Source organism: Algibacter sp., assembly GCF_029245835.1.
Classification (GTDB): Bacteria; Bacteroidota; Bacteroidia; order Flavobacteriales; family Flavobacteriaceae; genus Algibacter_B.
In genome coordinates this window covers 18,871-28,910 of the sequence record NZ_JAQWOO010000093.1, presented here as the reverse complement: position 1 = coordinate 28,910, position 10,040 = coordinate 18,871, and the positions used below count along the sequence as shown (strand labels likewise).

The 10,040-nt window shown below is 32.8% G+C and carries 9 protein-coding genes; 7 read left to right on the top strand and 2 right to left on the bottom strand.

Annotated features, from left to right (window positions below):
* Positions 1 to 140: 140 nt before the first annotated feature.
* Positions 141 to 2,243 carry a TonB-dependent receptor gene (locus P8K68_RS14530; protein WP_300252544.1) on the bottom strand — a complete coding sequence of 701 codons (2,103 nt, stop codon included), beginning with the start codon at positions 2,241 to 2,243 and terminating at the stop codon, positions 141 to 143.
* A gap of 65 nt (positions 2,244 to 2,308) precedes the next feature.
* A complete protein-coding gene (locus P8K68_RS14525; protein WP_300252541.1) occupies positions 2,309 to 2,686 on the bottom strand; it encodes a hypothetical protein in 378 nt (125 codons plus the stop codon).
* A gap of 211 nt (positions 2,687 to 2,897) precedes the next feature.
* Between P8K68_RS14525 and P8K68_RS14520 the strand changes: the two genes are divergently transcribed.
* The 7 genes from P8K68_RS14520 to P8K68_RS14490 all read left to right on the top strand — a co-directional run bounded on the left by P8K68_RS14520 (position 2,898) and on the right by P8K68_RS14490 (position 9,961).
* A complete protein-coding gene (locus P8K68_RS14520) occupies positions 2,898 to 3,620 on the top strand; it encodes a peroxiredoxin (protein ID WP_300252539.1) in 723 nt (240 codons plus the stop codon).
* Positions 3,621 to 3,718: 98 nt separating this feature from the next.
* On the top strand, positions 3,719 to 5,065 hold the full coding sequence (locus P8K68_RS14515; RefSeq protein ID WP_300252536.1) for a cytochrome ubiquinol oxidase subunit I: 1,347 nt from the start codon (positions 3,719 to 3,721) through the stop codon (positions 5,063 to 5,065).
* An 11-nt stretch (positions 5,066 to 5,076) separates the two neighbouring features.
* Entirely contained in the window at positions 5,077 to 6,114 is a 1,038-nt protein-coding gene (gene cydB / locus P8K68_RS14510) for a cytochrome d ubiquinol oxidase subunit II (RefSeq protein ID WP_300252534.1), read from the top strand.
* Positions 6,115 to 6,310: 196 nt separating this feature from the next.
* A complete protein-coding gene (locus P8K68_RS14505) occupies positions 6,311 to 7,768 on the top strand; it encodes an FAD/NAD(P)-binding oxidoreductase (protein WP_300252532.1) in 1,458 nt (485 codons plus the stop codon).
* Positions 7,769 to 7,781: 13 nt separating this feature from the next.
* Positions 7,782 to 7,919: a hypothetical protein gene (locus tag P8K68_RS14500; protein ID WP_165353716.1), complete on the top strand. Its 138-nt coding sequence runs from the start codon at positions 7,782 to 7,784 to the stop codon at positions 7,917 to 7,919.
* A 193-nt stretch (positions 7,920 to 8,112) separates the two neighbouring features.
* Positions 8,113 to 8,307 (top strand): hypothetical protein, encoded by a 195-nt coding sequence (locus P8K68_RS14495; RefSeq protein ID WP_300252525.1) that lies wholly within the window; start codon positions 8,113 to 8,115, stop codon positions 8,305 to 8,307.
* Between the two features lie 340 nt (positions 8,308 to 8,647).
* Entirely contained in the window at positions 8,648 to 9,961 is a 1,314-nt protein-coding gene (locus P8K68_RS14490) for a TolC family protein (RefSeq protein WP_300252522.1), read from the top strand.
* Positions 9,962 to 10,040 lie beyond the last annotated feature (79 nt).

The following is a 10,040-nucleotide window of genomic DNA, read 5'->3' as shown; positions in this document are numbered from 1 at the left end:
GAAATCATACAAATTTTATCAGCATCATTACTTGATAAAACACCTGTAAATGAATTACTTATGAAATCAGATTACAATAATGTCAAAGAACTAAATACTAATCAACTGGTTTTCAACTTGTTTTAAGTGGACACTAGTGATTAAAACTTATATTGCAAAAATGCTGAAAAGTTTCTACCCGGTTCTGTAATGGGTGTTCTTCCAAAATCTGCCTGATTAGTGAAAGAAAAATTCAAATGGTTATTGTAAGCTTCGTCTAAAACATTAATAGCTGCAATGCCTAAGGTAATATCCTTAATAGGCTTTACTCCAAAACGTACATCTAAAGTTTGGTAGCCATCGGTTTCTGTCTCTCCAAAACTTCTAGAAATATTATCTTGTTTAGAAACTATATTGTATTGTACATTACCCCAAAATTTCTCTTTTTCAAAGCCTAGACTTAGTCTGGTGTTAAAAGGTGGTGTTAAAGGTAACGACTCTGCTAAATCCTTGTTTTTTGCATACACTAAAGCAAATTCAGTTTTAAAATAGTAATGATTTAAAAAATCTACTTGGGCCATAGTTTCAAAACCAGTTTTATAAGCTTGGTCTAAATTTTGAAATACCTTTACATTTCTAGGTTGAGCCATAGGATTAAACTTCCGCGTCATGGTTGGATCTATAACTCCAACAATATAATTTTCAAAAAATGAATAATAAAAAGAGGCCTCATATTTAAAGCTATTGAAACCATTTTTCAAGGGTTCGTTACCTTTAAAACCAATTTCAAACTGATTATTAACTTCGGCTTTTAAATTAGGATTCCCTAAATACTCAAAAGGATCTTGCCCTACTGTAAAGTGATTAATAAAACGTTCAATCATATTAGCAGATCTAATACCACGACCGTAAGCAGCTTCTAAAGTAAAATTTTCCGATACCCTTTTTTTGATTGAAACGGTACCGCTCACATTATGTTCTGTGCGCTTTTCTAAATCATACATGGCTTCAAAATCAGCTTCAGGATCTTGTGTTTGAGACGTTACATTATCATATCTAATACCTGCTGTAAATATAGTTTTAGGGTTTATATTATATTTTGCTTCTGTAAATACACCTATATCTGTAATGTAAGAATCTTGCCAAACCTTATCGTTAAACTCCATAGGCATTGGTAACAAATTACCATTCATAATTTTAACCAATCTATTTCTATCACCATCTCTAGCGATATGCATAACATCTAAACCAGAAAATACATTTAACTTTTCTACTGGTTTCCAATTCAGTTCTAACTTTCCTCCTAGAGTTGTTGCATTAACGGCAGATGAAGCTTCCATCATTCTAAAAGAAGGTCTATTATCATTAGTCATTAAATGATCTACGTAACTATAATAGGTTTTTGCGGTAAGTGTTTTAACTATGCTTCCAATATTATCCAATTTATAATCTAAAGAAATAATACTACTGTTATCAAATTCGGTATCCATTGGCAAGGCTGCATGCAAAACATCTCGACCAAAAGACTGGCGCCAATGTGCTTGTAAGCGTTGGTTTTTAGAAAAATTATATCCTAATTTAATACCATAATCTGTACTTCTAAAAGATGATGGGATTTCTATCCCATCTCCATCTTCGTAATTTCCAAAATCTCTGTATCCAGCATTAGCAACAATATCATACTTTTCTTGAATGTATTGAATTTGTGCTAAGTTTACCAAGGAGTTTCCGTTACTTTCATAACCGCCGGACACTTTTCCGTGTAAACCATAATCTTCATAATCTGGTTTTTGAGTTACTAAATTAACAATACCTCCAAAAGTAGCTCCATATCTTACTGTGTATGGCCCTTTTATGATTTCAATTTTTGAAATTTCTTCAGGAATAATATGCGTTGTAATGGGATCCATTCTGTTGGGGCAAGCATGCATCGCTTTTGTGCCACCATCATACTGAATATTTAGTTGTTCGTATTGAGATGCTCTAAACGAAGGATCTATAGCATAATTCCCTCTTTTAATAACTGAAAAACCATTGATATTGTTGAATAAATCAGCAACGTTTTTGGGTTGTACAATCTTTTCTTCATATTTATTTGAAACAATACTGAGTATGGGATCGGTTTCTATATTTCCAGTTACAATAACTTCAGTAAGTTTTATAGTTTTTTGAGTTGTAGTATCTTTTTGGGTTTTGATTTTTTCTTGACCATAAGACACGGCTGTAATTAGTGTGCATAAAAGCACACTATATAATATTTTCATTTTATAGTATAATTATATTTAACTTAAATAAATACGGTAGTATTTCTACCAATTAAAAAAGAAAATTATACTCTAGGTGGATGAAAACAGTCACTTGTGTTATGAAACGAATATAAATTTTGGTAAGTAAATGTCCGTTCCTTTTTTGTATAAACTTTATTTACAATTACAAAATCAATTAAAGGACTCGGGTATAGAATAAGCTCTTTAAAATCGATAATGCTTTCTGGTGTATTTTGATTTTCGCCTTGCGATTCAGCCACTTTTTTTAAATGACATTTTCCGTTACACTCTAGTTCTGGCTTATCTTGGTTTTCACATAAAGCTTCAATAAAACCAACAGGATCCATGTTGTAATAGGCATAATTTAATGATGCTCTAGTGCTGTTAATTAATATTAACGCGGTTAGAATAAGAGAAAAAAAGTAGACGCCTATTTTCATTTCAGCAAATATAGTATTGTGTTTTAAAACTAATATTGACTTTTGTCATAACTTTTAGAAAAAATCTCGACATGATACAAAGGTCATATTTTTTTTTAATTCTAAATGTTTTTTTAAGTTAAAAAAGCATGACGCTTTAGCAACAAACGTTACATAGAAAAATGCTATAGTATATTACATTTGTTATAATAAAATCAAATACTATAAAATCATGAATACATTAGAAACAACACAGCAAGAAGTCTTTACAATGCCAAGAATAGGTGATAAAGCACCAGAATTTACAGCAGTAACTACGCAGGGAGAAATTAATTACCCTTCAGATTATCAAGGCAAATGGTCTATTCTATTTAGTCACCCAGCAGATTTTACACCTGTTTGTACCTCAGAGTTTATGACGTTTGCACATTTAGAAGAAAAATTTAAAAAAGCAAATTGTAGTTTAATAGGATTGTCTATAGACGGTTTATACAGTCATATTGCTTGGTTAAGAACTATAAAGGAAAAAATAAAATTTAACGGTATGGAAAATATTGAAGTTAAGTTTCCTTTAATTGAAGATATTTCTATGGATGTAGCCAAGAAATATGGAATGATTCAACCAGGAGAAAGCAAAACACAAGCCGTAAGAGCTGTCTTTTTTGTAGATCCAGAGGGTATCGTTCGTGCTTTAATTTATTACCCCTTAAGTTTAGGTCGTAATTTCGATGAATTATATAGAGCATTAATAGCCATGCAAACTTCAGATAAATTTAATGTGGCAACACCTGCAGATTGGAATCCTGGAGACAACGTTATTGTTTCGCCAGCTGGATCTTGCGGTGTTGCTGAAGAGCGCATGACATCTGCAGAAGATCTAGATTGCAAAGATTGGTTTTTCTGTACAAAAAAATTAGATAAGGATCTGGTTTTGAATGAACTATTAAAATCATAATTTAAATGCAAAAAGAACCTCAATACTGAAGCTCTCTTTTATGTAATAAGTGTTACAAGTAGATTAAAAAAACTCATTTATTTTTGATAAAAAAATTTATGGATACAGAAATATTAGCAAGAATACAATTTGCTTTTACTATTGCCTTTCACTACATCTACCCACCATTAAGTATCGGAATTGGGCTAATAATGGTTATTACAGAAGGATTATATTTAAAAACAGGAAATAAGCATTACGAAGTATTAACAAGGTTTTGGTTAAAAATATTCGCCATTACATTTGGTATTGGAGTGGCTACAGGAATAATTATGGAGTTCGAATTTGGCACCAATTGGGCAGTCTATTCGAGATATGTTGGTGATATTTTTGGAAGTGCCCTTGCTGCTGAAGGATTGTTCGCATTTAGTTTAGAAAGTACATTTTTAGGAATTTTGCTTTTTGGATGGAATCGCGTATCGCCTAAGGTTCATTTTATCTCTGCTATAGGGGTGTTTTTAGGATCTATGTTTTCAGCAGTTTGGATTGTTGTAGCGAATAGCTGGCAACAAACACCAGCGGGCTACCATATTGTAGGTGAAGGTTTAAATGCAAGAGCAGAAGTTACCGATTTTTGGGCTATGGTTTTTAATCCTTCAAGCGTAGATCGGATTATACATGTTTGGCAAGGTGCATTTTTAGCAGGAGCTTTCTTGGTATTAAGTGTTCATGCTTATTATCTTTTAAAAGGCAGGTATGTTGAAATCTCCAAAAAAGCATTCAAAATTGCATTAGGTGTCGCCACCATAATTTCTTTAACACAATTGGTGTCGGGACACAGTTCTGCAGACGGTGTTGCAGAAAATCAACCTGCAAAATTGGCAGCTATGGAAGGGCACTACGACAAGTCAGCACCTGCAAATTTATATTTGTTTGGCTGGGTTGATAATAAGAATCAAGACGTTACTGGTATAGCCTTACCTGGTGGATTGTCGTTTTTGGTACACCAAGATTTTGAAGCGCCAATTACAGGTTTAAATGCTTTCCCAGTAGAAGATCGACCAGGGCAAGTAAATGCCGTTTTTCAATTTTATCATATCATGATTTCAATAGGTATGTTTTTTATAGCATTGACCCTATATGCTAGTTATTTATGGTGGCGAGGGCAACTCTTCGATAAAATATGGTTATTACAGATTTTTACCTTTTCGGTTATTTTACCCCAAATAGCAAATCAATTAGGATGGTTTGCGGCTGAAATGGGAAGACAACCATGGATTGTATACGGCCATTTAAGAACTAGTCAAGGATTCTCTCAAGAAGTATCGTCAAATCAAATTCTCTTTTCTTTGATACTTTTTTTAGTAATCTATTCTATTTTGTTCCTTTTATTTCTTTATTCAATGAATAAGAAGATAAAAAACGGTCCATATGACGAAGCTAAAAATCCATTAGAAATTATTTAAATATGGGACACATGGAAACATTTTTAGGTATAGATTATCCTACCCTTTGGTACTTAGTAGTCGGTTTATTATTTTCAGGTTATGCTATTTTAGAAGGTTTTGATTATGGTGCTGGCGCTTGGCATTTGTTTTTAAGAAAAGATTTAAGCAGACGTATTGCCATCAACGCCATTGGCCCTTTATGGGATGCCAATCAAGTATGGTTAGTTATTGGAGGTGGTGCATTATTTGCAGGTTTTCCAGTAATGTATGCAACCATGTTATCCTCAATGTACATTCCTTTTATGCTGTTCTTAATGCTTTTGGTATTGCGCTCATCGGCTATAAAATTCAGAAGTGCAGAAGAAATGAAATGGTGGCGAAAAACTTGGGATATTATCTATTTTACATCTAATGTTTTAATTGCTTTTTTACTGGGTGTTGTTTTAGGAAACGTATTACAAGGTTTTGAAATCGGTGAAAACTTCAGTTATAAAGGAGGTATTTTCTTTGCATTTTTAAGTCCATATGCATTAATGACTGGTTTTACAACGCTTTCACTATTTATGACGCAAGGTGCTATTTTCTTATTACTAAAAACTGAAGGGCGCTTGCATGCTAGATTGACCCTTTTACTCAAAAAAGGTATGATCTTTTTCATAACGAGTTTTGCCATAACATCATTATACACCTTGGTATTTTTACCAGGTGTTACAGATAAGTTTAAAGAACAACCCGTGTTTTTCATTTTACCAATCCTAGCGTTTTTAGCAGTTGCTAATGTGCCTAGATTAGTGTCTAAGAAAAAGTATTTTAATGCCCTAGTATTTTCGTCATTAACGATGTCGTTTTTATTAATGTTAGTTGCGTTTCAGTTATATCCTGTATTATTACCATCAACCATTGATCCAAAATATAGCGTAACTATTCATAATGCCGCATCATCACAAAAATCGTTAGGTATTATGTTAACCATAGTGGTTATTGGAGCACCACTTTTAGCCGGCTATTTCCTGTTTTTATATAAAACGTTTCATGGCAAAGTTAAATTAGATGATACGAGTTATTGAGTTTTAATACCGATAATTTTATTTTGAAAAGCACTCTAGTGGCGCTTTTATGTAACATAAGTTACTATCTAACTAATTTTAAAAAGCAACCTTTACGATGAAATTATTCATCACTTTTATTCAGAGTATCAAAGTGATGAATATCATTTCAAGAACCTAAATAATAGACTAAATTCACATTACTAAATCATAACAAATGGCTAAGATTGTAGTTTTAGGGGCCGGAATTTCTGGTCATGTAGCTGCTTCACATTTAAGAAGAAAGCTGTCTAAAGAGCATGAAATTGTTGTGGTATCACCTAATAGCAATTACCAATGGATTCCTTCAAATATTTGGGTTGGAATTGGAAGAATGAAATCTAAAAAAATCCTTTTCCCATTAGCTCCATTATACAAAAAGAAAGGTATTGGTTTTAAACAAGCTAAAGCTATATCATTTTTTCCTGAAGGCGATAAGGATGAACAAAAACCTTATATTTTAGCAGAATACGTTACAGGAGATAACAAAGGAAAACAAGAAAAAGTAACCTACGATTACTTAATTAATGCAACTGGCCCAAAACTTAATTTTGAAGCTACTGAAGGCTTAATACCTGGACAAAACAAAACATACTCTGTATGTACTTATACACATGCAGACCATGCATGGGAAGGCTTAAATGAAGTCATTCAGCAAATGAAACAAGGCAAAAAAGCTAAAATCCTTATTGGCACAGGGCATGCAAAATCCACCTGCCAAGGTGCGGCTTTCGAATATATTTTAAATGTAGAACAAGAATTACGCAAACATAATGTTCGTGATATGGCAGAAGTTACTTGGATTGCCAACGAGCACGAACTTGGAGATTTTGGGATGGATGGCTTACTTTTGAGTTATGGTAGTATGACCATAAAATCCAAAGAAATGGTAGAAATGATTTTTGAAGACAGAGATATTAAATGGATTATTGGAGCAGGTGTAAATAAAATTGAAGATGGAGTTGCACACTATGAGACCTTAGGTGGCGACTATAAATCTGAAACTTACGATTTTGCAATGCTTATTCCTGCATTTTCAGGACATGGATTTAAAGCTTTTAATAAAAATAATGAAGACATAACAGAAAAGCTATTTAAAGGGTTTATGATAGTTGATGCAGACTACTCGCCAAAACCATACGAAGCGTGGTCTGTGCAAGATTGGCCAGAAACCTATCAAAACCCATCGTATTCAAACATTTTTGCACCAGGTATTGCATTTGCACCGCCTCACGCTATTTCTAAACCAAGAGTAAGTAAAAACGGAACACCCATTTCTCCTTCTCCACCAAGAACAGGCATGCCGTCTGGTATTACCGCAAAATTGGTAGCAGATAATATTATTGATTCTATTAAAAACAGTAAAGAATCCTTGCATCATAAAGGAAGTTTAGGAAACATGGGAGCTGCCTGTATTGCCTCAGCTGGTTACGGACTTACCTCTGGTAGTGGAGTAAGCATCACAACGTATCCAATTGTTCCAGATTACAAAAAATATCCAAAAACACAAGGCCGGAAATTAGGAAAAACTTTTGGAGATATAGGTTTAGCAGGTCATTGGTTAAAGTTAGCGTTACATTATGCTTTCATCTATAAAGCTAAAATGCGACCATTTTGGTGGTTAATTCCTGAATAATAATAAAATTATAATGACACAAAGAATTTCAAAATATCAAAGATTTAAAATGATGAATCCTATCATTCAGTTTTTCAAATTTATTTATTTAAGTATAAAAATAATGATTGTTGTTGCTGGAGGACATGGAGGCACCAGAAAAGTAAACTGATGTGGTTATCAGTTTTGGTTGGTTGGTTAGGGAAGATATTAATTGGTTTTAATATCTTCTAAAGAGGCTGTCTTTTCAGACAGCCTCCTTTTTTTTATTAAACACTAATCTTTATTTATGACCTGATCAATATCATTGTAACGCTCCTGTTCTACATATACTTTTAACTGTAATTTAAAAAGCATTAGGTACAATGAAAAAGTCGGTCAAAGCTATGCGAAAGACCATACTAATTTTTACAATAAATACCACAATGACGTCATGCATGTCTTTGATTTTAGGTACTAGTTTTCTAATAAAATACACACTCATTTCAGGGCAAGAACGTTGGGGAATCTATAGGCAAAATATAGAACTCTATTTGTTTGAAATGAATAGACATCAATGAGGAATGTTACACCTCGTTTTAGGTTTTGTATTGTTCGGATTATTAGTTGCACATATTTTTTTGCATTGGAAAGTAGTCACAACTGTGTATCAAAAAATCATCAAAGTACCATTAACTAAAAAGATCGTTGCGGCTTGTTTTTTAATCATTTGTAAACTATTGATACTGATTCCGTTTTTCATAAAGCCTGAAATTGAAACCTTTAAAAAAGGAAAGGGACGACAAGTAACATTAGTTACAGATATAAATAACTAAGGGGACTAAGTTTGCACAAAGAAATATCTATCGTTAATGTCAAATATTGATAATGTTAATAGTATTAGAGAAATAAATAATACATATGAAAACATATAAATACATCATAGTTTTTAGTTTTTTATTAAGTTTTGTATCTATACTTCAGTCGCAACAACTTACACCTATATCAAAGCAAGACGTATTGATTAGAGTTAATGATAATAACCAAAGCTTAAAAATTTCCCAACAAGAATTCAATCTTGCCAGAGCAGATTACAGACAAACAAATGCGGTGTTTTTACCAAATATTACAGCAAGTCATACAGCAATAGCAACTACTAACCCGTTAATGGCTTTTGGATCTAAACTGAATCAAGAAATTTTAACACAAAATGATTTTAATCCAGCGTTGTTAAATAATCCTTCTCAGATTGAAAACTACGCAACAAAATTCGAAATTCAGCAACCACTAATAAATTTAGATGGCATGTTTCAACGTAAAGCTGCCAAGTCTAAAATGGATGCCATGTCCTTAAAAACAGAACGCACTCAAGATTATTTAGCCTTTGAAGTCGATAAAGCATACATGCAATTACAATTGGCATATAAAGCAGTAAATGTTTTAGAAAAAGCCTTAGAAGCAGCCAATGCCAATAAAAAATTAGCAGACAATAGTTTTAAACAAGGCTACTTGCAACGTGCTGATGTATTGAATGTTGAAGTACGTGTTACCGAAGTTCAAAACCAATTGCAAATGGCAAAAAGTAATGTGCAAAATGCCTCAAATTATTTGTCGTTTTTAATGAATGATGAAGACTATGTGGTTTACACACCAACGGACGAATTAACGGTTTCAACTTTTACTATGGAAGATAAAACGGTTTCTAAAAATCGTTCAGACATCAAAGCGATGCAACTAGCTTCTAACGCTTACGAAGCGATGAATAAAGCAGATAAAATGGCGTTTTTACCACGTTTAAATGCATTTGCAAATTATCAATTATTTGATGACCAAATTTTTCAAGGTGATGCCAATGGGTATCTGATTGGTGCAGAATTAAGCTGGGATGTTTTTCAAGGCTCTAAACGTTTTGGTAAAGCACAAAAAAGTAAAGCTGAATTTGAAAAATCAAAACTAGAATACACACAATACGTTTCGCAAAGTAATTTAGAATTAAACAAAGCAAAACGTGTATTTACTGATGCTGAAAATAAATTAGAATTAACCGCTTTAGCTTTAGAACAATCTGAAGAATCTTTAAGAATTAGAACCAATCGATTTAAAGAGGGTTTAGAAAAAACATCAGATTTATTAATGGCAGAAACACAATACGCACAAAAACAATTAGAATATTATCAAACCATTTTTGAATACAATTATGCGCAGGCGTATTTACAATTTTTAACAGCCCATTAATCCCAAAAGGGAAACTAGCAAGTTTGCGGATAAACTAATTTGCTTATCCTGCAAGGTTTCAAAAACCTGTAGGTATTAA

What these genes read in the sequence shown, in the direction of transcription:
- P8K68_RS14530 (WP_300252544.1), bottom strand. Translation starts at nt 2,243, where the DNA reads ATGAAAATATTATATAGTGTGCTTTTATGCACACTAATTACAGCCGTG.
- P8K68_RS14525 (WP_300252541.1), bottom strand. Translation starts at nt 2,686, where the DNA reads ATGAAAATAGGCGTCTACTTTTTTTCTCTTATTCTAACCGCGTTAATA.
- P8K68_RS14520 (WP_300252539.1), top strand. Translation starts at nt 2,898, where the DNA reads ATGAATACATTAGAAACAACACAGCAAGAAGTCTTTACAATGCCAAGA.
- P8K68_RS14515 (WP_300252536.1), top strand. Translation starts at nt 3,719, where the DNA reads ATGGATACAGAAATATTAGCAAGAATACAATTTGCTTTTACTATTGCC.
- cydB (WP_300252534.1), top strand. Translation starts at nt 5,077, where the DNA reads ATGGAAACATTTTTAGGTATAGATTATCCTACCCTTTGGTACTTAGTA.
- P8K68_RS14505 (WP_300252532.1), top strand. Translation starts at nt 6,311, where the DNA reads ATGGCTAAGATTGTAGTTTTAGGGGCCGGAATTTCTGGTCATGTAGCT.
- P8K68_RS14500 (WP_165353716.1), top strand. Translation starts at nt 7,782, where the DNA reads ATGACACAAAGAATTTCAAAATATCAAAGATTTAAAATGATGAATCCT.
- P8K68_RS14495 (WP_300252525.1), top strand. Translation starts at nt 8,113, where the DNA reads ATGAAAAAGTCGGTCAAAGCTATGCGAAAGACCATACTAATTTTTACA.
- P8K68_RS14490 (WP_300252522.1), top strand. Translation starts at nt 8,648, where the DNA reads ATGAAAACATATAAATACATCATAGTTTTTAGTTTTTTATTAAGTTTT.